Raw genomic sequence first — 21354 nt, forward strand, 5'->3', positions numbered from 1 at the left:
CGGGATCGCGCAGGCGTTCGGCGTGATGGGTGACTGGTGGACGTTCCTGATCGTGCGGGACGTCGCCGGCGGCACCACGCGCTTCGACGCGCTGCAGCGCGAGCTCGGCGTGAGCCGCCGCGCCCTGGCCGAGCGCCTGGCGAGCCTGGTCGAGCACGGCGTGCTGCGGCGCCGGGAGTACTCCGCGCACCCGCCCCGCTACGACTACGTGCTCACCGCGAAGGGCGAGGGGCTGCTGCCCGCGCTGATCGCCCTGCAGGACTGGGGCTCCCGGCACGTCATGGGCGACGGCACGCTCGACGCGGTCGGCACCGAGGCGGAGGCCCGGCGGGTGCACGCCCTCGAGGGGCACACCGTGGCAGGGATGGAAGGTCCCGAGTGGACGGTGCTGTACTTCTTCCCCGGCGCCTTCGCGCCCGGGCCCAACGGCCACCCGCCCGGCTGGGGCGAGATACCGGGCGCCATCGGCTGCACGCTGGAGTCGATGACGTACGCGGCCCGCGAGCCGGCCTTCCGCGAGCTCGGCGCCCGCATCCGCGGCATCAGCATGCAGCGCCCCGACCAGCTCGGTGCCTTCGCCGAGCACGCCCGTCTGCCGTTCCCGCTGCTGTCCGACGCCGAGGGCCGGCTGGCCGCGGCGCTGCGCCTGCCGACGTTCCGGGTCGCCGGCGCGGACCGGTTCAAGCGGCTGAGCCTGCTGCTCGACCCGGGTGCGGCGATCCGGGCCGTGCAGTTCCCGGTCACCGACCCGGCCGGCTCCGTCGACGAGATGCTGGCGCTGCTGCGCGCACGGGCCTAGCGGGCCGCTCGACCCGGACCGGGTCGCCGCGCACCAGTTCGTCGTGCACCCGCCACCGCGCCGTCTCCAGCGCCGCGCCGGCCGCCTCGTCGCGCTCCTGCAGCCGGCGGCGCAGCTGGTCCAGCGCGATGCGCCGGTTGAGGCCGAACTGCCGCTCGGTGTCGGCCACGACCACGATGCCGGTGGGCCGGTGCGTGGCCCGCACCGCGGTGCTGACCTTGTTGCGGTGCTGCCCGCCGGGCCCGCCGGTGCGGCACGGCACGATGTCGACGTCGGCCTCGGCGAGCTCGGTGCGCGGGGCGTCGAGCCGGCAGGGCCCGGCGATGACGTACCAGTTCTTGCGCCCGGCGCCGGCGCGGTACGGGCTCGGCGCCTGCCAGCACAGCGTCCCCGTCCACGCCGCGACGAGCCGCCCGGTCGCCTCTCCGTCGATGCGCAGCACCACGGACCGGAAGGTGCCGGCGCGGTCCCCCGGCACCGTCTCGACCCGCTCGGTGACCAGCCCGAGCCCGGCGGCCTCGGCCTCCAGCCGGGCGGCGAGCTCGGCGACGGCCCACGCGCACTCCTGCGGCCCGCGTCCGGCCGACATGAGCAGGTGCGCCCCGCTCATCGCCGCCCCTGCCGCTCGGCAGTCTTGTACGTAACCACCGGGACCGTGCTCACCACGGGCGTGGCGAGGCCGTGCGCGACGAGGTCGGCGACCACCTGCTCGATGCGCTTGTAGGCGCCGGGCGCCTCCTCGAACAGCAGCTGCCGGTCCCCGCACACGACCACCGACCCGGTCGGCGGCCGGCGCAGCGCCTCGACGGTGTGCTTGGCCTTGTTGCGCACCAGCGCGTCGGCCCGCGACATCTTGCGCCCGGCGCCGTGCGCGACGGACCGCCCGGCCTCGTCGCCGGCGTGCGCGGCCACGAGGTACGACGGCGTCCCGCGGGTGCCGGCGATGAGCACGTCGCGCCCGTCGCCGGGTGCCGCGCCCTTGCGGTGCAGGTACACCCCGTCGCGGACCTCGACGAGGTTGTGGCACTGGTCGACGATCGGCTCGACCGGCTTCGCACCGAGCGCCTCCGCGACCCGCGCCGCGATGACGCGCCGGTTGAGCGACCCCCAGCGCACGGCGGCGTCGTGCCGAGCGAGGTAGTCCGCCGGGTCGGCGGCCGGCCCGGCGCCGTGCACCTCGGTGTGCGAGCGCAGGATGCGCTCGCCGAGCCCGCGCGACCCGCTGTGCACGATCAGCACGAGGTCGCCGGCGGCGAGCCCGAGCCGCTGCGCGTGCCCGGCGTCGAGCACCTCGTGCACGCGGGCCAGCTCGGCGAAGTGGTTGCCGCGCCCCACGGTCCCGAGCCCGTCGAGGTACCCCGCCGGGACGTCCTCGGCATCGGCCCACTCCGGGCCGACGGGGACGTCGAGGTCGGGGAACTTCGCGGCCAGCTTCTCGGGATCGGCCCGCTTGAGCGCGAAGGGGAACACGGCGATGCCGCACCCGATGTCGGAGCCGACGAGGTGCGGATACAGCACGGTGGAGGACATGGCGGCGCCGATCGGCGCCCCTTTGCCGGGATGCAGATCGGGCATCCCGGCGACGTGGACCATCCCGTCCAGCGCCGCGACCTGGTGACACTGGTCAACGGCGTCGGACTCGATCCAGCTGCCTTCGGAGGCAAAGACGGAGACGTGCGCAGGCAAGGACGCGGCTTCCTTCGGAAGTGAGTCGGAATTCGGAAGACCGTAGGAGCACCGTCAGCGCGTCATGCCTTAACGATCCCGAACCTTGTTCGCCTCCGTCAAACGCTTTACCGGTCCCGGCTGACCTCGCAACGTGCTCTCGACCCACCAGACGTGCCGCCCGTCCTGGACACTCTCGGACACCTCCGGCACGATCCGCGCCCCGCACCTGGAGCACCGGTCCTCCCGAAGGTTCACGCGCCCGGATTCCCGACGACGCGGACGTCCGGCAGCTGCGCGACAACGTCGTACACGGTCACCGGCCGGACTCTACGCGGTCCGTCAGCACCCGGTATGGCACGGCGAAGCAGAGCCGTAAAACGCGTTGCGCGGGACGCCGGGTGGCGAGTACAACATCCGCCGGCGGCGAATGATCGCCAGAAGGGAGGAGCCAGCCATGTCCGCAGGACGTTCTCGCGTTACGAACACAACTGGAGCCTCACATGCAACGCACCTTGCGTCCCATCTCGGGGCGTGACGAGCTCGATCTGTTCCGCCGGCTGCCGTATGTGCTCAATAGTGAGCTCGACGGCGACCTGACCGCCGGGCGGCGGCGGGCCGAATGGCTGTGGGTGGCGCTGGACGGCGACCGGGTCGTGGCCCGGGCCGGCTGGTGGGCTCGCGCCGGGTCGGCCGAGCCGTTCCTCATGGACTTCTTCGACTTCGCCGACGGCGAAGTCGAGGCGGGCGAGGAACTGCTGCGCGCCGCGCTCGACGCCCTGGTCCACGACGGCGCGACGCCGCCGGAGTACATCCGCTTCATCCCGCCGGACTGGCACGACGACCCGGGGGCCGTGCAATCGCGCATGGCGGTGCTGGAGCGCCTCGGCGCCCGGCCCCTCGTCGAGCGGCGCCGGCTGGAGTGGCGGCCCGGTGCGGGCGTTCCCGCCGCTTCCGGCCGTCTGCGGTTCCGGGAGTTCAGCGGTACCACAGAAGCCTTGGATCTCATGACCCAAGCCGTGCAGGGCACGCTCGACGCCCACCACCGGACCGACCTCGAGCGGCTCCCGCCGCGCGCGGTCGCCGAGGAGCACCTGCACGGAGAACTGGTCAAGTACCCGAGCCCGCACGACTGGTGGCGCGTGGCGACCCTGCCGAACGGTGAGCCGGTCGGGTTCGTGTTCCCCGCCCGCAACGACTACGGGCCGATCATTGCGTACATCGGCGTGCTGCCCCAGCACCGCGGCCACGGCTACATCGACGACGTGCTCGCCGAGGGCACCCGCGTGCTCGCCGGACAGGACGCGCCGCGGATCCGCGCCACGACCGACGTCGGCAACGTGCCGATGGCGCGTGCGTTCGCCCGGGCCGGCTACGACAACTACCAGAATGAGCTCAATATGACCTGGTAGCCGCAGCGGGGCGCCGACGCGCGGCGAGGCCACGGTGCTGGCCCGCCGCGCCGGCGCACCGGCACCGGGCCCGGGCTCAGCCGAGGTAGGGCGGCGCGACGCCCCAGCCCCAGCGCGGGACCGGGGCCCGGCGGACCGGGTCGGCGCCCGGCTGCGAGTTGCTCGCCGCCAGCCGGGTGCCCCACTCCAGGTAGCCGACGAACGCGGCCCGGAACTCCGGGTCGGCCGGCAGTCCGGCGTCGTCGGCGGCGTCCATCATGAGGTTCAGCCAGCGCCGCCGCTGCGGTTCGGTGATCCCCCGGCCGATGTGCAGGCTCAGCATGTGCGCGTAGCCGCCGTGCTGCTCGGTGTAGACCGGCGGGCCGCCGAAGACCTCGGCCAGCCACAGGGCCACGTAGCGTGCGTGCCCGGGGTCCATCTCGGCGAACATCGGGGCGAGCAGGTCGTCGGCGCGGGCGCGGTCGTAGAAGGCCTCGCACAGGCGCACGAAGGCGTCCGTGCCGCCGGCCCAGGCATACAAACTGGGTGTATCCGGTTGGTCCACACGAAGCACACGATCACGGCCGGTGCGGCGCCACAAGTACGCACCTTTCGGTGAGTAGCGGAGGCGAGCATGGTCAAGCGGTACCACTGCCCGGTCGAACTGGCCGTCGACATCGTCGGCGGCAAGTGGCGCCCGGTGATCCTCGCGCACCTGAAGGAGGGCGTGCACCGCTACGGCGAGCTGCGCCGGCGGATGCCGCACGTGAGCGAGAAGATGCTGGTGCAGCGGCTGCGGGAGCTGGAGGCCGACGGGCTCGTCGCGCGGCGCGACCTGGGCACCAACCCGCCGCACGTGGAGTACGAGCTCACCGCCGAGGGCCGCAGCCTCGCACCGGTGCTGCAGGCCCTCTACGACTGGGGCGCGGCCCGCGCCGAGCGCTCCGGAATCTCGATCGCCGATTGATGCAACCGGACGGGGGGCTCGTTGGTCGCACCGGTATGCGCATCATGACGGGGATTCTCTGCGTACTGCTCCTGGCGGCCTGTTCGAACGGCGCCGACGGCGCCGAGGCCGGCGCGACGGCCCAGCCGGCCGCGACGACGGCAAGGGCCGCGCCGAGCCCGACCGACCGGCTCTGCGGCGACCCGGAGCTCAACGACAAGCAGGTCAGCTTCGCCGGGCAGGCCGGGGCGTACCTGGCCGGCTACGTGCTCGGCAGCGGCTCGGTGACCCTCGTGCTCGCGGCACAGGCCAGCGCCACCGGGTGCTCGTGGCTCGCGTGGGCGAAGCAGCAGGCCGCGGCCGGATACCGGGTGCTGGCGTTCGACTTCAACAGCGAGGGGCGCTCGCAGCGCGCCGACACCGGCAAGCTCTCCGGCGACGTTTCCGCCGCCATCGCCTACGCACGGGCCAAGGGCGGGCGCGACGTTGTCCTCATCGGGGCGTCGCGCGGCGCCACGGCCACGCTGATCGCGGCGTCGCGGCTCGAGCCGCCGGCGACCGCGGTGATCAGCCTGTCCGGGCCGGGCGACTACGCCGGCGAGAGCGCCCTCGAGTCGGTGCCGAAGCTGACCGCGCCGGTGCTGTACGTCGCGGCGACCGGCGACAGCGCGTTCGCCAGCGCCGCGCAGCAGATGTACGCCGCCACACCGGGCGAGAAGCGCACCCTCGCGATCGTCCCCGGCCAGCTGCACGGCACCGGGCTGCTGACCGTCACCGCCGACGGCGCCGACCAGGCGGCCAAGGCCGTCGGCGACTTCCTCAAGTCCGCCGCACCGCCGAAGCCGTGAGCGCCGCCCGCCGGGGCGTCACCACTGCAGGTCGACGCCCTGGCGGACGGTCGGGGTGTGCTCGCGCGCGGCATCGAACGCCTCCCGCTCGGCGTCGTCGTCCGGGGCGAGCGCGAACCGGGCGCTGCGCCAGCCGCAGTCGCAGTGCGCCTGGTAGAACTCGGTGTCGTGCGCCGAGGTCAGCCGGACCCCGGCGCGGTGGCGGATCTCGATGGTGTATCGCCCGGCGATCCACAGCACCGCGACCACCACGGCGGCGACCGTCAGGCCGGCGATGCCCGCGGTGATCGGCAGCGCCAGCGCCGGTGGCACGTCCGGCCCGCCCTGGAACTGCAGGCCGAACGCGGCCAGGCAGACGACGATGAGCCCGGGCGGGAGGTTGCGCACCAGCATCGGCCGGGTGCGCAGCCACGGCGCGAGCAGCAGCCCGGCCACCGCGCCCGCGGCGAGGAAGACCGGCAGCAGCAGCCGACCGTTGGCGACGTCGTCGGAGATCCACAGGGCGCGCACGAACGCGGCGCCGGCCGCCGGGGGCAGTAGGGCAAGGAGGACCAGCGAGTACTCGTTGGGCTGTAAGCCGTCCACGTATCGATGGTGGCACCTGTCGGCAACCCGACGCAGCCCCGCTCAGACGCACTCGCGCGGCGCTCCGCGCAGCACCGTGCCGAGGTGGTCGGCGGCGCCGCACAGCCCGGCGACCGCGTCGGCGACCATCGGCCCGGCCGCGTCCGGGGTGTCCCGGGCGGCCAGCAGCTGGATGAGCACGCCGAGCGTGGTGGCGACGGCGTCGGCGTGCGCGTCGGGCCGCCGCCCGCGCTGCCGGGCGACGCTCTGCTGCACCCACGCCAGGCGCGCCGCCTGCAGCCGGTCGGCCCGCCCCGGGCCGGCGGCGTCCCGGTCGGCCTGCCAGTGCAGGTCCGCGCGGTCGTCGACACCGAGGCCGGCGAGGGTCTCCAGCGTCTCGAGGCGGTCCACGAGCGCGGCGCTGATGTGCGCGAGCAGCTCCGCGCGGCGGCGCTCGTCGTCGTGGTCCTTCATGATGTACAGCGGATCGCCCGGAATCCCCAGGATGGTCATGGCCCGCAACAGGTCGTCGGTGCTCGGCAGGGTCTGCACGCGGCCAGGGTATGCCCGCCCGGCCGGTCAGGGCTGTGACGAATCCGGCAGCCCGAACCGCGCGAACATCCCCGGCTCCTCCCAGACGTCGATCCCGGCGAGCCGCCCGTCCTCGACGCGCAGCACGATGATCGCGAACGCGCGGTAGGCGCTCTCCCCCGCCGCCCGCACGTACGCGGCCACGGCCGGCTGCCGGTTCGCGGCCGTCGCCACCATCCGCCAGCGCCCCGGCCGGTTCATGCCCGACCGCAGCCCCCGTGACACCGCCGCGCGACCGTCCCACACCCCGACGCTCGGCTCGATGCCCAGTCGCACGTCCTCGTGCAGCAGCGCGATGACCTTCTCCGGGTCGGCGGTCTCGTGCGCCTCGATGTAGCGGCGCACCAGCTCCCGCTCGGCGGCGTCGCCCCCGCGCGCCGGCCAGTCGAGCCGCCCGCCCGGCCACCGCCCGCGCAGCGTCTCCCGGGCCCGCTGCAGCGCGCTGTTCGCCGCGGTGACCCCGATCCCGAGCAGCCCGGCCGCCTCGGCGGCGGAGAACGCGAGCACGTCGCGCAGCACGAACACGGCCCGCTGCCGCGGCGGCAGCAGCCGGATCGCGGCCATGAACGCCAGCGAGACCGTCTCCCGCCCGACCGCCACCGCCTCGGGCTCGGGACCGTCGTCGAGGAGCTGGTCCGGGTACGGCTGCAGGCTCGGCTCATGCCGCCGCAGCGTGTCCAGGCAGGCGTTGGTGGCGATCCGGTACAGCCACGTGCGCGGGCTCGCGCGCTCCTCGAACGCCCCGCGCCCCCGCCACGCGCGCAGGAACACCTCCTGGACGTGCTCCTCGGCCAGGTCCACCGAGCCGAGCATCCGGTAGCAGTGCACCTGCAGCTCCCGGCGGTAGCGCCGGGAGAGATCCGCGAACGTGTCGGCGTCCACCATCACTGTCATACAGGTACCGACGCGGATTTTTTGGAAAATCACCGGTGAGTTCCTCCTCCGCCCTCGTCGGCACGGTCATGAGCGATGTCGAGGTGAACATCACCGTGTCCGTCGACGGCTTCGTCACCGGCCCCGACCCGGGCCCCGCGCAGGGCCTGGGCGCCGGCGGCGAGCCGCTGCACGACTGGCTGTCCCACGACGAGGGCCGCCGCCTGTCCGCCGCCACGTTCGCCGCGGCGGGCGCGGTGGTGACGAGCCGGACGGTGTACGACCTGACGGGCGGCTGGGGCGCCGACGGCCTCTACCGCATGCCGGTCTTCGTGGTCACGCACCGCCCGTCCCCCACGGTGCGCAAGGGCGACACGACCTTCACGTTCGTCGAGGGTGTGCCGGCGGCGATCTCGGCCGCGATCGCCGCGGCCGCGGGCAAGGACGTGCACGTGATGGGCGGGGCGTCGATCGCGCGGCAGGTCCTGTCCGCCGGCCTGGCCACCCGCCTGCGCCTGCACGTGGCCCCGATGCTGCTGGGCGCCGGCACGCCATTGTTCAACGGCGCACCGCCGGCCCGGCTCACGCACCTGGAGACCGTCGACACCCCGTTCGCCACGCACATCACGTACTCGTGCGCGTAGCGCCGCGGGTGGGTCGGGCGCGCGCCGTCACGAGGCGCCGAGCGCACGGCCCAACCGGTGGGCGATCTCGTCCGCCTTGTCGATGTCCGCGGTGTCGATCTCCACCTCGCGATCGCCGCACTTCACCCGGATCCTCGTGCGCCGGGTCGTCGCCCGCGCCGACAGCCAGCCGGCCACACCGGTGACCACCATGCCGAGCAGCTCCTTGGACAGCACCGCGGTCTCGAGCGCGGCCACCACGCCGCCGCTCATCTCGCCGCGCCCGGTCGCCGCGCGGACGGCCTCGACCCGCAGGCGCGGCACGTCGACGCGCAGCCACGCTCGCAGGTCTTCGAGCGCATCCCCGGCCGGATCGTTCACCGCTTCGATGACCACGCCACCGCTCCTCGGCATGGCTGCACGCTAAGCCCTCGCCATCGACGGAAACAATGCCCGTGCACATGGGAGCGCGGCGCCGCGGCATCAGCGCCGGGCCGCGGCCCTCCGCTCCAGCAGCCCGCGCAGCAGCGCGGCCTGGCCGGCGTGTTCGAGGCCCTCGACCAGCACGCCGGCGAGGCGTTCACGGGCGGTCACGGTGTCGCCGAGGGTCGGGCTGGGCGCGGGGCGGCGCAGGTCGGGCTCGGAGCCCACGATGGACAGCAGGCGCTGCGTCGCGGCCCGGTGGTAGGCGGCGAGGACCTCGGGCGCCGGGCTGCGGAAAGCGGCCATCTCGGCCGTCGCGTGCCGGTAACCTGTTTCGTCGGGGTCGGCAGCGCGGCCGAACCGGGCGTGCCAGCCGTCGTGCGTCCACAGCTGCGGCAGGCCCAGCAACTCGCTGCCGTTGCGGTCGTGGCTGCGGGTCAGGTGCCACACGAGCCAGCCGATGCGGTTGGTGCCGTCCTCGGCGGGCGCGTCGAGCAGCGCCGGGTCGATGCCGTCCAGAACGGCGGTCACGTCGCGCTCGATGCTCTTCACCAGATCGTGTGCAAGCTGCCGCCACGGCCCGTCGTCATACATCCGACGATCCTGCCAATACCGGGGCAACAAATGCCACTCGATTAGGAGTTGGCATGCCATTCATCAGGACATGTGGAGGGTCGTGCATGCCACGTGTCGGGTTGCCCTTAGGCTATGTCGAATTCGTGGCGGCGGGATGTCACGGCGACCCGATACATTTCCGTGCATTGGAGGTGGGGCACGGTGTCACAGAGTGCGAACGGGGAAGAGGGTTTAGGCCGGCGCAACGCCTGGCTGTACTACCTGCTCGTGGGTGGTGCGGCCATTGTGTTGCTGCCGTTCACGGTGGTGTTGCACGATCAGCTGTGGCCGCAGTTGGCCGAGGTCCTGCTGCTCATCGTGCCCGGCAGCATCGCGTTCGTGATGGGCAACCGGCGCCCGAAACCGCGGCTGCTCGTCGTGCGCGCGGGCGAGTTCATCGCGCCGCCGTCGTACTTCGGACTCGCGACCACTGCGGCGAGTTGGCCGGCGGTGGTCGGCATCCTGCTCGCCACCCTTTTCGACGACGACGACTGGGGCGTGTTCAGCTGGATGCTGTTCGCCGTGACGCTCGGATGCGCCTACTTCATGGTGCTGTCGTTCGTCATGCTGGTGCGCGGCACGGGCCTGCTGGTCCTGCGCCCCGACGGCCTGTGCGTGGTCGACGCGTTCGTCACCTACGACGTGCCGTGGGAGGCCATCATGACCGGCCCGCTGCCCACGGTCTTCGGCATCGGCCGCCTCGGCATCCTGTGGCCGGAACTGGTGAAAAGCCGCGGCCCGCTGCGCCGGCGCAACCTGCAGCGCATTCAGCTGCAGCTGCAGCGATCGGCGGTGCACCGCGAGTTCCTGCACGACGCGGTCAACCACTACCTCAACCACCCCGAGGACCGCGGTGTGATCGGCACCAACGAGGGCCTCGAACGGCTCCTGGGCGCACTGCCGGCCTGAGGCGGCGTTCAGGCGGCCAGCGCACGCCGCCCGCTTGAAGTGTCGTTCAGGCGGCCAGCGCACGCCGCCCGCTTGAAGCGTCGTTCAGGCGGCCAACTCACGCCGACTGCTTGAAGTGTCGTTCAGGCGGCCATGCCCAGGGCGCGCAGGTGGCGCGCCTCCCGGGCCGAGCGGGCCAGGGCCTGCGTGGTGCGCGGGCCGGCCACCCCGTCGACGACCAGGCCCGCCCGGGCCTGGAAGCGGCGCAGCGCCTGCGGCACCTCGGCCTCGAACGCCCCTGGCCGCAGCAGCCCCAGGTCGGCGAGCAGCGCCCGCACCTCCCGCGGATCGGCCGGCGGCACGGCCTCGTCGGAGGCGCTGACGGCACCGGCGAGTGCGGCACCGACGACGTTGAAGATTGCACGAACGGTCATACGTCGAGTGTGCTGTGCGAACATAAAGGCGGCGTCAGGGGAAACCCTGTCAACCCACCCTGAAATCACAGCTCGAGCGCGGCGCGTACCGCATCGGCACCCCAGCGGCTCGCGAATGCCTCACGCAGCGTCCAGCCGGCCCGCAGCAGCTCGCGCTGCCGGTCCAGGTGCGCCGCGTTGCCGTCCGGATGCGGTGCGCACACGTACCCGACGTTGTCGACGACCAGGTCCACCGTCCAGTCGCCGACCGGGTACGCCAGGCGGGCATCGCGCCCGGCCGCCGTCAGCTCGCGAGCGAGCCGCTCCGCCCACTGCACGGGCGCCGCAGCGGGTCCCGGCGCCGCCGGCGGCGCCGAGGCGTGCGCCAGGAACTCCGCGATCAGCCCGGTCCCGCCGTCCAGCGACGTGACCACGATCATCCGCCGCCGCGCCCGGGTCGTCATGACGTTGAACAGGTTCGGATCGGCGGCGAAGCGCAGCCGCGCGGGCGTGTCGGCGCCGGTGAGCCCCAGCGAGACGATCACCGTGTCGGCCTCGCCGCCCTGGAACGCGTGCACGGTGCCCGAGCGCAGCGCCAGCCGCTCGATGTCCTCGACCGTGAACGCGCGCAGCAGCCCCGCCTCGATCGCGTCGGCCTGCGCGCGAAACGGCGTGACGACCCCGATGCCCGTGTCGCCCGTGCCGGCCAGACTACGGACGGTATCGATCACGGCGTCGACCTCCGCCCGGTTCACACCGTCACGTACGGTGGCATCGGAAACACGGACGACGTCGATGGCGGCCTCGCGCTCGGTCACCGGCGTCCGGGTCATGAGCGTCAGCCGCCCGTCGTAGAACCGGCGGGCGGCGAACCCGATCAGGTGCGGCGCGCACCGGTAGTGCTCGCCCAGCCAGGTCGCCGGCGCCGCGCCCACCGCCACGTCGTAGGCGCTGGACCGCCGCACGTCGATGCGGTCCGGCAGCCCGTGCCGCTGCAGCGTCGCCGCCACGTCGACGTCGGCGACGAACGACACGAACCGCAGCTGGCTCGGGTCGCCGGCGACGAGCGCGCGACGGGCCCGCGCCGGCACCGGCGCGGCCCGGATCTGGTCGATGTGCGCGGCCTCGTCCAGAATCACCAGGTCGAACAGCCCTGGCGTCGGCGGCAGCAGGTCCTCGACGTCGGCGACGGTGCCCACCCACAGCGGCAGCGCGCGCACGAGCGCGGGCCCGTCGAGCTCCGCGAGGGCCTCACGGCGCCGGTTGCGCCCGGTGCGCAGCGCGGTCCCGAGATCACGGGCGGTGCGCAACGCGTCACCGCCCCACCGGGCAGCCGCCGCCGCGGCGTCGCGCATCGCCGCGCCGACCGCATCGCGCAGCCGCTCGTCGGCGGCCAGCAACGCCGGCCAGACCCCACCGAGATCGGTGCCGCCGTTAACGGCCAGGGTCGCCGCCGCGCGGTCGGCCTCGAGCGCCTCGAGCAGCGCCGGCAGCCGTTCGGCACCGACCCCGGCCATCCGCCGGACCCGCATCTCGCGGAAAAACCGAGAAGCCAAAAGCCTTTTCGCCTTTGGTACGTCAAAATCTCCGCCGAACACCCGAGGCGCCTCGGCCCGCAGCCCCGCCAGCAGCGGCTCCCAGACAGCCATGGTCGCCGCCTTCCGCTCCAACTCCAGCGCGGCACCGACGCCGGCTTCGAGCGCCCCGACGGCGGCCGCGGCGGCATCCACCTCGTCCCGCCGCCGCTGCAGCTCACGGCCCTGCACCCCGGCGGGCCGCCCGGCGGCGAGCGCCTGCGCGAACCGGTCGCGCCGCTCGGCATCGCCGAACAGCACCGGCTCGGCGCCCGGATACCGGCTCAGCAGCTCACCGAGCACCTCGGCGGCGTGCGGCGCCTGCGTGGCGACCAGGACGGACCCGCCCCGGTACACGGTGTCGAGCGCCGCCGCCACCAGGGCGTGGCTCTTCCCGTTGCCCGGCGGCCCGGACACCACGACGATCCGCTCGCGCCTGACCCGCCGCACGACGTCGCGCTGGGCTGCGTTGAGCGGCAGCGGCGAGTACACCTCGCCGGGCTCCACCGACTCCCCGGCCGTATCGAACTCCCCCACCGGCTCGGCGCCGCCGTACACGACGGCAAGCGCGGTGTCCTCCAGCCCGGCCCGCGCGGACCAGGCCCGCAGCGTGTCGCGCAGCCCCGCGGAGGACACGTCGCGGACCACGTACAGCGCGGCCGCGGCCTGCCCGACCAGCTCCCCGTCCGGCAGCCGCGCGATCGGGGTGTCGTCGGCGGCAATCCGGTCCGGCTTGAGCCCCGCGGCCTCGGCGGCGGTCTCGACCCAGCCGGGGGTGCCGGTCGCGCCCAGCCACGCGGCGGTCCCGAGCCCCGGCGCGGACTCGAGCACCGCGGCCAGCTCGGCATCGGCGATCAGCGGCGTGACCTCGAGGTCACCCGCCGGCACGACCCGCCGCCCGCGCAGCCCGGCGGACCCCTCCAGCCGCACCGGCTCGGCAACCAGCGGCATGCGCAGCTTGCGCACGGACCCGTCGACCTCGGCGGTGCCGAGCAGCCACGCCCACCCGCGCCTTAGAATCCGCTCATCGCGGTGCAGCGCATCCAGCGCGGCAAGCCGATCCGCCGCCCACCCACGCGGCGCCCGGTCCGGATCGGCGAGCCAGACGAGCGGCTGGTCCCCCTTGGCCACGTCGAGCACCCGGTCCCGCCCGGCCGGTGCGAGGTCGGCGAGCGCGGCGAGCACGCTGCTTGGTTCCATAGGCTGCCGATTCTGTCACCGCGGCGCCCGCCCTCGGCGCCCCGTCTATGGCCCCGATTGCGGATTATCGATTACCTGCAATCCAATAATCGTAATTCAAAAATTATCGCCCGATACCACACAAGATCATCTCAACCCCGGCATCCGCACATTGACCACGCCGCGCCCCGCGCAGGGTGCCACGGGGCGCCCCGCGCCCGCTGCAGCCGCACGGCGAACACGCCGCACCCTGCGCAGGCAGCCACATTGACCACGCCGCACCCCGCGCAGGCAGCCGCACGGTGGCCACGCGGCGCCCCGCGCCCGCTGCAGCCGCACGGCGAACACGCCGCACCCCGCGCAGGCAGCCGCACGGTGGCCACGCGGCGCCCGCGCGGGCAGCCGCACGGTGGCCACGCGGCGCCCCGCGCCCGCTGCAGCCGCACGGCGAACACGCCGCACCCTGCGCAGGCAGCCGCACGGTGGCCACGCCGCACCCCGCGCAGGCAGCCGCACGGCGAACACGCCGCGCCCCCGCAGGCCGCAGGCAGCCGCACGGTGGCCACGCGGCGCCCGCGGGCAGTCACATGGTGACCACGTGGATCCCCGAGCGGCGTTCGCGCGGGCAGTTGCGCGGCGTCGTGATCGCAGCACTGTCCTCGGCGACCGCCGCACCGTAGCGGCGCCCAGCCGGGGCGGGCATGGATGGAGTTCCCCGCCTTGACTATTTCGGGTACTGGCGAAATAGTGAGGTGGTGGACGTCGACGAGCTGCTTCGGGCGCTCGGGCACCCCGCGCGGCGCGAGATCCTGCGACGCTGCGGGTCGGCGCCACAGGCCGCGGGTGCGCTGGCCGATGCGCTGGGGCTCGCGCCGGCCAGCACGTCCGAGCACCTCAAAGTGCTGCGCAAGACCGGACTGCTGATTCTGGAAAAACAGGGCACATTTCGCTGGTACCGCACGGATCCCGCCCAACTCACCACACTGCACGCCTGGCTCGGCGGCTTCATCTCGGACTTGGGGGATATTTCATGACACCGCAGATCGTGCACTTCGACGTGCTCGGCAGCCCGGAGAGCGCCCAGCATCGCTTCTACGCGGACCTGTTCGGCTGGACCGTCGACGTCAAGGGGCCCGGCTACGCACTGGTGCACACGCCGGACGGCGGGCCCGACGGCGCGCTCGTCGACGCCGACGCGCCCGGCATCTCACTGGGCGTGGCCGTGGACGACCTCACCGCCGCGGTCGAGCGGGCCACAGCACTGGGCGGCACGGTGGTCATGCCGCCGACCGACAACGGCTGGGTCGTGAAGGCCCAGGTCACCGACCCGGCCGGCAACCCGGTGACGCTCATCCAGCGCTAACGCGTGTCGGTCTCATCCAGCGCTAACCGGCCGGGCCGGTCTCATCCAGCGCTAGCCGGGCGCGTCGGTCGCCGCCGGTGGCCGGGCGGCTCAGTCGGCGGCGTCGACCGAGAAGAGGTCGACGCGGGTGGTCGGGCGGCTCAGTCGCCGGCGTCGACCGAGAAGAGGTCGACGTGGGTGGCCGGGCGGCTCAGTCGGCGGCGTCGACCGAGAAGAGGTTGACGCGGGTGTTGGTCATCTTCCGCGGTACGAAGGTGTTGATCCCCGCCAGCACGGCCCGGGTGCGGCGGGACAGACCCCGGCGCACCGCCCAGTCCGGACGGCTCAGCGGCCACGACTCGCGCAGCGTGAGTCCGAGGTCCCACTCCTCCAGCGCCTTCGGGTCCTCGCACGACCACACCAGGTCGGCGGCCATCCCGGCGAGCGGGCCGCGAGGCTTGGCGATAATCCACTCACCGTACGTGTCCAGCGCGATCCGGCAGCCCGGGAAGCGGGTCGCGACGATCGACAGCGCGCGGCGCACGTCGACCGGGTCCAGGTAGACCAGCACACCCTCGGCGAGGAACAGGTACGGCCCGGGCTCGGCGGCGACCTCATCCGCCCAGCCCGGGTCGAGCACCGACCCGGTGATGGTGCGGCGGCGTTCGCCGTCGGGCAGCAGTGCTCGGCGGAACTCGGCGGCGTCGGGCAGGTCGACGTAGCACCAGTGCGCCGTACCGTTGTCGAGGCGGTCGCCCCGCGTCGACAGCCCCGCCCCGAGCTCCACCACCGTCCCGTGTGGACGCTCGGCGAGGAACCGCCGCGTCCACTCGTCCATCGCGTTGGAGCGCAGCACGTGGAACACCGCCGTCGGCCCGGCGTGCCGCTCGAAACGCGCGAAGTCGTAGTCGATCGCCGCCACCAGCCGCGCGGCGTCGGCGTCCCCGGCCGTGGCCCGCGCGTGCAGCGTGACGAGCATCGTCTCCTGCACGGCGCCGAGCAGCGGCGTGTGCCCGTCCAAAGCCTCGTCGGCCATGCCGTGCAGCATAGATCCGCGTCTCACCGCCCGGCCGTCCGCCAACCGTCCGAATCCGCGCCCGGGCCTCCGCCCGCCGCCCCAATCCCGCGCCGGGCGGGCCTCACACGCCTCACGATGCGCGGCACAGGCCGTGCCTCAGCGCCCTCCGCACATGGCGCCTCGCCGCCCGCTGCGCACGGATCCCGCCGCCGGGCGCGCCGCAGCTAGGCCGCAGCGCAACGGCGCGGCCAGCACCGTTGAGAGGCCCGGCGCCGCGGAAGGGCCAGCACGGCACGGAGGCCAGCACGGCACGGGAGCCAGCACGGCACCGGGGATGCCGCCGCACAGGACCGGCGCCGCAGAGGACCGGCGCCGCACAGGACCGGCGCCGCACAGGACCGGCGCCGCGTCCCTAGGCCGGGCAGGGCGCGGGTGGTCAGTCCTCGGCGGGCTTGGTGCGGCGCTTGCGCGTCGTGCGCTTGCGGGGACGCGGAGCGCCGGAGGCCAGCTTCGTGTACGTGAGCATGTTCGCCAGGCCGATGCCGATCGCGGCGAAGACGACCTGGATGGCCAGCTCCCACCAGCTCCACTGGATCTTCCAGACCTTGACGACCGCCTTGTCGTCCAGGCCGACCAGGCCCGCCACGAGCGTGCCCAGCAGCGCCGCGCCCACCCCGATCAGGAACGTGATGAACACGCCGATCGACTGCTTGCCGGGGAGCACGAGGCGCCCGAGCACGCCGATGAGCAGGCCGACCGGAATCGCGACCCAGAAGTCGTTGATGTGCATGGTCCCGCGCGCTCCCCTCGCGTTCGCTTCGACCTCGCTCTACGAAGACGAAGGTCGAACGGGACCGTACACGATCAGTCCGGCGGGGCAGAGACGGGTGTCTGTCAGCGGGCGGTCATGCCCCCGTCGACGGTCAGCACCTGGCCGGTGATGAAGCTGGCGCGGTCGGAGCCGAGGAACAGGACCGCGTCGGCGATCTCGTCGGGGGTGCCGACGTGGCCCATCGGGACGTGCGCGACCATTTCGGCCTCCGCCCGGCCGGCGTCGCCGAGATAGCGCTGCAGCATCGCGGTCGAGATCGGGCCGGGCGCGATGGCGTTGACGCGCACGCCGGACCCGGCGACCTCCAGCGCCGCCGAGCGGGTCAGGCCCTCCACGGCGTGCTTGCTCGCGGCGTACAGCGCCTCGCCGGCCTCGCCGACGTGGCCGAGGACCGAGGACATGTTCACGATGCTGCCGGAGCGGCGGGGCACCATGACGCGCAGCTCGTGCTTGAGGCTGAGCACGGTGCCCAGGACGTTGGTCTCGAAGGTACGGGCGTACGTGTCCGCCGTCTGCTCCTCGATCGGCCCGGCGACGCCCTCGGTCCCGGCGTTGTTCACGGCCACGTCGATGTGGCCGTAGCGCTCGACGACCTCGTCGACGAGCGCGCCGATCTCGTCGTCGTGCCGCACGTCGGTGTGCACGTACGCCGAGCGGGCCCCGGCATTGCGCATGTCATCGGCCAGCTCCGCGCCGGCGTCGTCGTGCCGCCCGGCGGCGACGACGGTGGCGTGCTGCTCGGCGTAGGCGAGCGCCGTGGCCCGGCCGATCCCGGTGAGCGCTCCGGTAATGAGTACGACTGGTGAGTTCATGACCGAGAACTGCCCCGGCCGCCGCCGTCCAAGCGGTATCAGGGGCGCCCGAGGGTGGACAGGATCGTCTCGCGGACCGAGGCGCGGCCGGCCTCCTGCGCGCCGAGCAGAGCGGCGTCGTCCTGGACCAGCGTGGTGGCGATCGTGGTGTCCAGCGGCGCCGCCTCGGCCAGCGCGGTCGCGACCGCCGAGCCGAGCAGTTCGCCGCCCGCCTGACCGACCTCGCCGCCGATGACGACCAGCGGCGGGTCGAGCACCGCGACGACGGCCGACAGGCCGATCGCGATCCGGCCGGCGAGCTCGTTGACGAACGCGTTGGCCGCCGGGTCGTCCTCGGCGGCGCGCTCGGCCGCGGCGGCCATCGTCCCGGCCGCGGTCGGCGCGACGGGCAGGCCGTGCGCCGCCGCCAGCTCCTGCAGCGCGCCGCCGCCGACGAGGTCCTGGAAGGCGACCCGCCGGGCGGCGACGTTCATCGGCATGTAGCCGATCTCGCCCGCCCCGCCGCGGGCGCCCCGCAGCAGGCCGCCGCCGAGGTCGATGGCCAGGCCCAGGCCCGCCTCGCCGAGCCACAGCAGCGCGAAGCTCTCCGCGTGCCGACCGGCGCCGTGGGCCCGCTCGGCGACCGCGGCCAGGTTGACGTCGTTGTCCACGCCCACCGGCACGCCCAGCCGCCGGCGCAGCTCCTCGATCAGGCCGGGGCGGCCCCAGCCGGGCACCTCGACGTGGTGCAGCACGTCGCCGCGCGGGTCGTACGAGCCAGCCACGGCGATCTGCACCTGCGCGACCGGCTCGCGGGCGACTCCGGCCTCCTTGCAGACGGCCTCCACGGTGTCGACGACCCCGGCGACCGGGTCGGTGCGGGAGAAGTCCACGGCCGACTCGAGCCGCCCGCGCACGGTGCCGGCGAGGTCGGTGACGGCGGCGGTCACCGTGGGCGTGTCGCTGGCGCCGCGGTCGCGCACCGACAGGGCCACGGCGTAGGCGGCGTCGGGGTTCACGGCGTACACCTCGGCGTTGGGCCCCGGTCCGGCGCTCACGTAGCCGACGACGCTCACCAGCCGCGCCTCGGTCAGGCGGCGCAGCGCCTCCGAGATCGTCGGCTTGGACAGCCCCGTGAGGTCGCGCAGCTCGCCGCGGGTCAGTGGCCCGCGTTCGAGCACGTGGCTCAGCGCGGCCGCGTCGTTCATGGCCCTGAGCAGCTTCGATGATCCGCCGACGTGCGTCATGGTGGCTCGAACCGTATGGGCGCCCCAGGCATGTGTCAATTACGGACACGCCCTTAACCGTCGTACCGGATGAAATGGGACGGCAGAGCACGCCGCGCCCGCCAGGGACGTTCGGCAGCGAACGCACAGGTGAGGAGCCTTGCCCCACCGCGCCGCGAGAGGGACGGTGGATGAGAAGGGGGTGCGTCATGCTGCTGGAACACAGTCCCATCGTCGTCGGCGTCGACGGTTCGACCGCCGCCCTCGGCGCCGTGCGGTGGGCCGCGGACGAGGCCGCCCGGCACGACCGGGTCCTGCGGGTGGTGCACGCGATGTCCTGGGAGGGCCCGGCCGACGGGCAGGGCGTTGTGCTCGACGCGGCCGCCGAGGCCCGCGCCTGGCAGCCGGGCATCGCGGTGGAGACGATGACACTCGGCGGGGCGCCCGCGCGGGTGCTGCGCGAGCAGTCCCGGACGGCCGCGCTGGTCGTCATCGGCGGGCGGGTGCACGACGGCGGCCTGCTCGACGCGTCGGTCGGCGCGCACCTGGCCGGGTTCGCGCACTGCCCGGTGCTGGTGGTCAACAACGGGTGGCGCTGGGCCGACCCGATGTCGGCGCTGCCGGCGCACGCGCCGGTGGTGGTCGGCGTGGACGGCTCGCCGTCGAGCCAGCGGGCCCTCGCCTACGGGTACACCGAGGCCGCCTCCCGGCACGTGCCCCTCGTCGCCGTGCACGCCGGCCGGGCGCGCCCGCACGAGGTGGTGGCGGCCGAGATGGAGCCGTGGCTGCGGCGGCACCCCGAGGTCGAGACCCGCTTCGACAGCCGCGACACCGGCGTGCTGGAGACGCTCACCGAGGCCGCGCGCAGCGCGCTCATGCTCATCGTCGGTGCGCACCGGGTCGGGTGGTACGAGCAGCCCCGCCCCAACCCGGTGACCCAGATGGTCGTGCACCACGCCGCGTCGCCGGTCCTGGTGACCAGGAGCGTCTAGACCGCCGGCACCGGGTCGGGACCGTACGCGCCGCCGGGCCGGCAGCGCGCGAGGCGACGTGTGGCCAGCCACAGGCCGCGCGCCGCGCCGTGCGTCTGGATGGCCTCGGCGGCGTAGTGGGAGCAGCTGGGCGTGAACCGGCAGCAGGGAGTCTCCCGCTTCGAGCTGATTTCCGTCTGGTACCGCCGGATCGCACCCACCAGCGGTCCGTCCGCGGACGCGGCGGCCCGGGGCGCCCTCGCCACCGTGAAGAGCATGCTCGGCAGGGACAGCAGGCCGAGCATCAGGCAGCTGCCGTCGATCGCCTCTCCGATGCAGCAGCCGGCCTCGAGCAGGCAGGCGTCGCGCAGGCAGCTGTTGCCGCCCCCGCCCTGGTAACCGTGGTGGTGGTGCCGGTGGTGACGCCGGCCGAACCATCGTTCGCGCATGAGTCCGTGATACAGCTCCGGCGCCACCAGTAGGGGTCTCCCCGATTGCCGGGGCGCGCTATCCTGCCTCAGCTCGCGCTGCCCTCGCGTGCCTCCTGGAACACGCCCGCGGCGGCCAGCTCGGCGATGACGGCGTTGAGCTCGTCGACCTGGTCGTCGGTGTTGGCCGCGGTGACCTGCACCCGGAAGCCGACCTGGTCGCGCGGCACGCCCGGGTAGGGCGCCAGGGTCACGAACAGGCCCCGCTGCCACAGCAGCTCGGAGACGTCGACGAGGTCGCGGTCCAGGGCGATCGGCAGCTCGATGATCGGGGTGTTGTCCGTGTTCGGCGTGAACACGCCCAGGTCGCGCACGTGGTTCAGGACCCGCATCGACATGCGGTGCAGTTCGGCGCGCAGCTTGTCGCCGCGCTCCGCGTTGACGTCGAAGCCGGCCAGTACCGTGGCCAGCGACGCGGTCGGCGATGGACCGGAGTAGAGGTAGGGCGCCGCGGAGGCCTTGAGCCGGTTCTTGAGCACGGTGGGCACCGCCAGGAACGCCAGCAGCGACGAGTAGGCCTTGGAGAAGCCGCCGACGAGCACGACGTTGTCATAGGGCTGGTCGAAGTACCGCATGATGCTGTTGCCCCTGGAGCCATAGGGGCTCGTCTCGTCGTCGCCGCGCTCGCCGATGACGCCGAAGCCGTGCGCGTCGTCGACGTAGAGCACCGCGCCGTGCTCGCGGCACAGCTCGGCGTAGCGCCGGACATCGGGAATGTTGCCCGTCATGCTGTTGACACCGTCCATGCACACCAGCACCGGCCCGGCGGTGGCGGAGCGCAGCCGCTCGGCCAGCTCGTCGAGGCTCTTGAACCGGGCCATCGTCGCGCCCTGCGCCCGGGCGAACACGCAGCCGTCCCAGATCGTCTTGTGCGCGCGGGCGTCGACGAGCACCGTGCCCTGGTGCGCGAGCACCGGGATCACCGACAGGTGGATCTGCGTGATGGTCGGCAGCACGAGCGTGTCGGGCGCGCCGAGCAGCTCGGCGAGGCGCTCCTCGATCTGCGGGTACACCCTCGGGTTGCCCAGCATCCGCGACCACGACGGGTGGGTGCCCCACCGGCGCAGCTGCTCCTCGACGGCGCCGATGATCTGCGGCTCCAGGTCGAAGCCGAGGTAGTTGCAGGAGGCCCAGTCGGTGAGCCAGTGATCGCCGACGCGGATCCGCCGCCCGTCGATCTCGTCGATGACCGCGTCGTAGTAGCGGGTCTCGGTGCGGAGGCGGGCTATGCCGCTGTACCGCGGGTCAAGGTCAACTTCGGTGGCGAGTTGCTCGGCGCGCACAAATCCTCCGG

At 73.7% G+C, this 21354-nt stretch carries 25 protein-coding genes; 9 read left to right on the plus strand and 16 right to left on the minus strand.

The window, feature by feature from the left end; all coding sequences use genetic code 11:
- Positions 1-25 precede the first annotated feature (25 nt).
- Complete coding sequence (locus ABD901_RS43910; protein ID WP_380139422.1) at positions 26-799, plus strand: winged helix-turn-helix transcriptional regulator; 774 nt, start codon at positions 26-28, stop codon at positions 797-799.
- On the opposite strand, the gene prfH is transcribed toward ABD901_RS43910, so the two are convergent.
- Both prfH and ABD901_RS43920 read right to left on the minus strand, forming a co-directional pair.
- Positions 741-1409, minus strand: a complete 669-nt coding sequence (gene prfH / locus ABD901_RS43915) for a peptide chain release factor H (protein ID WP_345137142.1) — start codon at positions 1407-1409, stop codon at positions 741-743. The genes ABD901_RS43910 and prfH overlap by 59 nt on opposite strands.
- Complete coding sequence (locus ABD901_RS43920) at positions 1406-2485, minus strand: RNA ligase RtcB family protein (RefSeq protein ID WP_345137143.1); 1080 nt, start codon at positions 2483-2485, stop codon at positions 1406-1408. The genes prfH and ABD901_RS43920 overlap by 4 nt, the downstream gene beginning before the upstream one ends.
- Before the next feature lie 482 nt (positions 2486-2967).
- On the opposite strand from ABD901_RS43920, the gene ABD901_RS43925 reads away from it, so the two are divergent.
- On the plus strand, positions 2968-3876 hold the full coding sequence (locus ABD901_RS43925) for a GNAT family N-acetyltransferase (RefSeq protein ID WP_345137146.1): 909 nt from the start codon (positions 2968-2970) through the stop codon (positions 3874-3876).
- Positions 3877-3952: 76 nt separating this feature from the next.
- Here ABD901_RS43925 and ABD901_RS43930 read toward each other — a convergent pair whose 3' ends face one another.
- Complete coding sequence (locus ABD901_RS43930; protein WP_345137148.1) at positions 3953-4420, minus strand: group II truncated hemoglobin; 468 nt, start codon at positions 4418-4420, stop codon at positions 3953-3955.
- 69 nt (positions 4421-4489) lie between these two features.
- Here ABD901_RS43930 and ABD901_RS43935 point away from each other — a divergent pair, with 69 nt between their 5' ends.
- Together ABD901_RS43935 and ABD901_RS43940 are read left to right on the plus strand one after the other, a co-directional pair.
- Complete coding sequence (locus ABD901_RS43935) at positions 4490-4822, plus strand: winged helix-turn-helix transcriptional regulator (protein WP_345137150.1); 333 nt, start codon at positions 4490-4492, stop codon at positions 4820-4822.
- A gap of 44 nt (positions 4823-4866) precedes the next feature.
- Positions 4867-5649 carry an alpha/beta hydrolase family protein gene (locus tag ABD901_RS43940; RefSeq protein WP_345137152.1) on the plus strand — a complete coding sequence of 261 codons (783 nt, stop codon included), beginning with the start codon at positions 4867-4869 and terminating at the stop codon, positions 5647-5649.
- An 18-nt stretch (positions 5650-5667) separates the two neighbouring features.
- Here ABD901_RS43940 and ABD901_RS43945 read toward each other — a convergent pair whose 3' ends face one another.
- From ABD901_RS43945 to ABD901_RS43955, 3 genes are read right to left on the minus strand one after another with little or no spacing between them, the layout of a single operon-like run.
- On the minus strand, positions 5668-6234 hold the full coding sequence (locus ABD901_RS43945; RefSeq protein ID WP_345137154.1) for a hypothetical protein: 567 nt from the start codon (positions 6232-6234) through the stop codon (positions 5668-5670).
- A 42-nt stretch (positions 6235-6276) separates the two neighbouring features.
- A complete protein-coding gene (locus ABD901_RS43950) occupies positions 6277-6765 on the minus strand; it encodes a hypothetical protein (RefSeq protein WP_345137156.1) in 489 nt (162 codons plus the stop codon).
- A 27-nt stretch (positions 6766-6792) separates the two neighbouring features.
- The gene (locus ABD901_RS43955) at positions 6793-7698 is read right to left on the minus strand and encodes a sigma-70 family RNA polymerase sigma factor (protein ID WP_345137158.1); all 906 of its coding nucleotides are present in this window, start codon (positions 7696-7698) and stop codon (positions 6793-6795) included.
- A 35-nt stretch (positions 7699-7733) separates the two neighbouring features.
- On the opposite strand from ABD901_RS43955, the gene ABD901_RS43960 reads away from it, so the two are divergent.
- A complete protein-coding gene (locus ABD901_RS43960; RefSeq protein ID WP_345137160.1) occupies positions 7734-8321 on the plus strand; it encodes a dihydrofolate reductase family protein in 588 nt (195 codons plus the stop codon).
- A gap of 27 nt (positions 8322-8348) precedes the next feature.
- On the opposite strand, the gene ABD901_RS43965 is transcribed toward ABD901_RS43960, so the two are convergent.
- Complete coding sequence (locus ABD901_RS43965; protein ID WP_345137162.1) at positions 8349-8714, minus strand: effector-associated constant component EACC1; 366 nt, start codon at positions 8712-8714, stop codon at positions 8349-8351.
- A gap of 69 nt (positions 8715-8783) precedes the next feature.
- Complete coding sequence (locus ABD901_RS43970; protein WP_345137164.1) at positions 8784-9317, minus strand: DinB family protein; 534 nt, start codon at positions 9315-9317, stop codon at positions 8784-8786.
- Between the two features lie 183 nt (positions 9318-9500).
- On the opposite strand from ABD901_RS43970, the gene ABD901_RS43975 reads away from it, so the two are divergent.
- Positions 9501-10247 (plus strand): hypothetical protein, encoded by a 747-nt coding sequence (locus tag ABD901_RS43975; protein WP_345137166.1) that lies wholly within the window; start codon positions 9501-9503, stop codon positions 10245-10247.
- A gap of 122 nt (positions 10248-10369) precedes the next feature.
- Here the strand turns inward: ABD901_RS43975 and ABD901_RS43980 are convergent, their stop codons facing one another.
- Entirely contained in the window at positions 10370-10660 is a 291-nt protein-coding gene (locus ABD901_RS43980) for a peptidoglycan-binding protein (protein ID WP_345137168.1), read from the minus strand.
- Positions 10661-10725: 65 nt separating this feature from the next.
- A complete protein-coding gene (locus ABD901_RS43985) occupies positions 10726-13413 on the minus strand; it encodes a DEAD/DEAH box helicase (RefSeq protein ID WP_345137169.1) in 2688 nt (895 codons plus the stop codon).
- 734 nt (positions 13414-14147) lie between these two features.
- Here ABD901_RS43985 and ABD901_RS43990 point away from each other — a divergent pair.
- Positions 14148-14426 carry an ArsR/SmtB family transcription factor gene (locus ABD901_RS43990; protein ID WP_345137170.1) on the plus strand — a complete coding sequence of 93 codons (279 nt, stop codon included), beginning with the start codon at positions 14148-14150 and terminating at the stop codon, positions 14424-14426.
- Positions 14423-14755, plus strand: coding sequence for a VOC family protein (locus ABD901_RS43995; RefSeq protein WP_345137172.1), 333 nt, complete (start codon positions 14423-14425; stop codon positions 14753-14755). The genes ABD901_RS43990 and ABD901_RS43995 overlap by 4 nt, the downstream gene beginning before the upstream one ends.
- 190 nt (positions 14756-14945) lie before the next feature.
- On the opposite strand, the gene ABD901_RS44000 is transcribed toward ABD901_RS43995, so the two are convergent.
- From ABD901_RS44000 to ABD901_RS44015, 4 genes are all read right to left on the minus strand, one after another.
- Complete coding sequence (locus tag ABD901_RS44000; protein ID WP_345137174.1) at positions 14946-15770, minus strand: class I SAM-dependent methyltransferase; 825 nt, start codon at positions 15768-15770, stop codon at positions 14946-14948.
- A gap of 418 nt (positions 15771-16188) precedes the next feature.
- Positions 16189-16542 carry a GlsB/YeaQ/YmgE family stress response membrane protein gene (locus tag ABD901_RS44005; protein WP_345137177.1) on the minus strand — a complete coding sequence of 118 codons (354 nt, stop codon included), beginning with the start codon at positions 16540-16542 and terminating at the stop codon, positions 16189-16191.
- Between the two features lie 104 nt (positions 16543-16646).
- Positions 16647-17396 (minus strand): SDR family NAD(P)-dependent oxidoreductase, encoded by a 750-nt coding sequence (locus ABD901_RS44010; protein WP_345137179.1) that lies wholly within the window; start codon positions 17394-17396, stop codon positions 16647-16649.
- 38 nt (positions 17397-17434) lie between these two features.
- Entirely contained in the window at positions 17435-18622 is a 1188-nt protein-coding gene (locus ABD901_RS44015; RefSeq protein WP_345137181.1) for an ROK family transcriptional regulator, read from the minus strand.
- 188 nt (positions 18623-18810) lie between these two features.
- On the opposite strand from ABD901_RS44015, the gene ABD901_RS44020 reads away from it, so the two are divergent.
- The gene (locus tag ABD901_RS44020; protein WP_345137183.1) at positions 18811-19593 is read left to right on the plus strand and encodes a universal stress protein; all 783 of its coding nucleotides are present in this window, start codon (positions 18811-18813) and stop codon (positions 19591-19593) included.
- Here ABD901_RS44020 and yidD read toward each other — a convergent pair.
- Together yidD and ABD901_RS44030 are read right to left on the minus strand one after the other, a co-directional pair.
- Positions 19590-20021 (minus strand): membrane protein insertion efficiency factor YidD, encoded by a 432-nt coding sequence (gene yidD, locus ABD901_RS44025; RefSeq protein ID WP_345137185.1) that lies wholly within the window; start codon positions 20019-20021, stop codon positions 19590-19592. The genes ABD901_RS44020 and yidD overlap by 4 nt on opposite strands.
- Before the next feature lie 68 nt (positions 20022-20089).
- The gene (locus ABD901_RS44030) at positions 20090-21343 is read right to left on the minus strand and encodes an aminotransferase class I/II-fold pyridoxal phosphate-dependent enzyme (protein WP_345137187.1); all 1254 of its coding nucleotides are present in this window, start codon (positions 21341-21343) and stop codon (positions 20090-20092) included.
- Positions 21344-21354 lie beyond the last annotated feature (11 nt).

The organism is Dactylosporangium darangshiense (genome assembly GCF_039537565.1).
Classification (GTDB): domain Bacteria; phylum Actinomycetota; class Actinomycetes; order Mycobacteriales; family Micromonosporaceae; genus Dactylosporangium; species Dactylosporangium darangshiense.

Bases quoted from the DNA above. Each gene is read 5' to 3' on its own strand.
- ABD901_RS43910 (WP_380139422.1), top strand. From the start codon at position 26: ATGGGTGACTGGTGGACGTTCCTGATCGTGCGGGACGTCGCCGGCGGC.
- prfH (WP_345137142.1), bottom strand. From the start codon at position 1,409: ATGAGCGGGGCGCACCTGCTCATGTCGGCCGGACGCGGGCCGCAGGAG.
- ABD901_RS43925 (WP_345137146.1), top strand. From the start codon at position 2,968: ATGCAACGCACCTTGCGTCCCATCTCGGGGCGTGACGAGCTCGATCTG.
- ABD901_RS43935 (WP_345137150.1), top strand. From the start codon at position 4,490: ATGGTCAAGCGGTACCACTGCCCGGTCGAACTGGCCGTCGACATCGTC.
- ABD901_RS43940 (WP_345137152.1), top strand. From the start codon at position 4,867: ATGACGGGGATTCTCTGCGTACTGCTCCTGGCGGCCTGTTCGAACGGC.
- ABD901_RS43955 (WP_345137158.1), bottom strand. From the start codon at position 7,698: ATGACAGTGATGGTGGACGCCGACACGTTCGCGGATCTCTCCCGGCGC.
- ABD901_RS43965 (WP_345137162.1), bottom strand. From the start codon at position 8,714: ATGCCGAGGAGCGGTGGCGTGGTCATCGAAGCGGTGAACGATCCGGCC.
- ABD901_RS43970 (WP_345137164.1), bottom strand. From the start codon at position 9,317: ATGTATGACGACGGGCCGTGGCGGCAGCTTGCACACGATCTGGTGAAG.
- ABD901_RS43980 (WP_345137168.1), bottom strand. From the start codon at position 10,660: ATGACCGTTCGTGCAATCTTCAACGTCGTCGGTGCCGCACTCGCCGGT.
- ABD901_RS43985 (WP_345137169.1), bottom strand. From the start codon at position 13,413: ATGGAACCAAGCAGCGTGCTCGCCGCGCTCGCCGACCTCGCACCGGCC.
- ABD901_RS43995 (WP_345137172.1), top strand. From the start codon at position 14,423: ATGACACCGCAGATCGTGCACTTCGACGTGCTCGGCAGCCCGGAGAGC.
- ABD901_RS44000 (WP_345137174.1), bottom strand. From the start codon at position 15,770: ATGGCCGACGAGGCTTTGGACGGGCACACGCCGCTGCTCGGCGCCGTG.
- ABD901_RS44005 (WP_345137177.1), bottom strand. From the start codon at position 16,542: ATGCACATCAACGACTTCTGGGTCGCGATTCCGGTCGGCCTGCTCATC.
- ABD901_RS44010 (WP_345137179.1), bottom strand. From the start codon at position 17,396: ATGAACTCACCAGTCGTACTCATTACCGGAGCGCTCACCGGGATCGGC.
- ABD901_RS44015 (WP_345137181.1), bottom strand. From the start codon at position 18,622: ATGACGCACGTCGGCGGATCATCGAAGCTGCTCAGGGCCATGAACGAC.
- ABD901_RS44020 (WP_345137183.1), top strand. From the start codon at position 18,811: ATGCTGCTGGAACACAGTCCCATCGTCGTCGGCGTCGACGGTTCGACC.
- yidD (WP_345137185.1), bottom strand. From the start codon at position 20,021: ATGCGCGAACGATGGTTCGGCCGGCGTCACCACCGGCACCACCACCAC.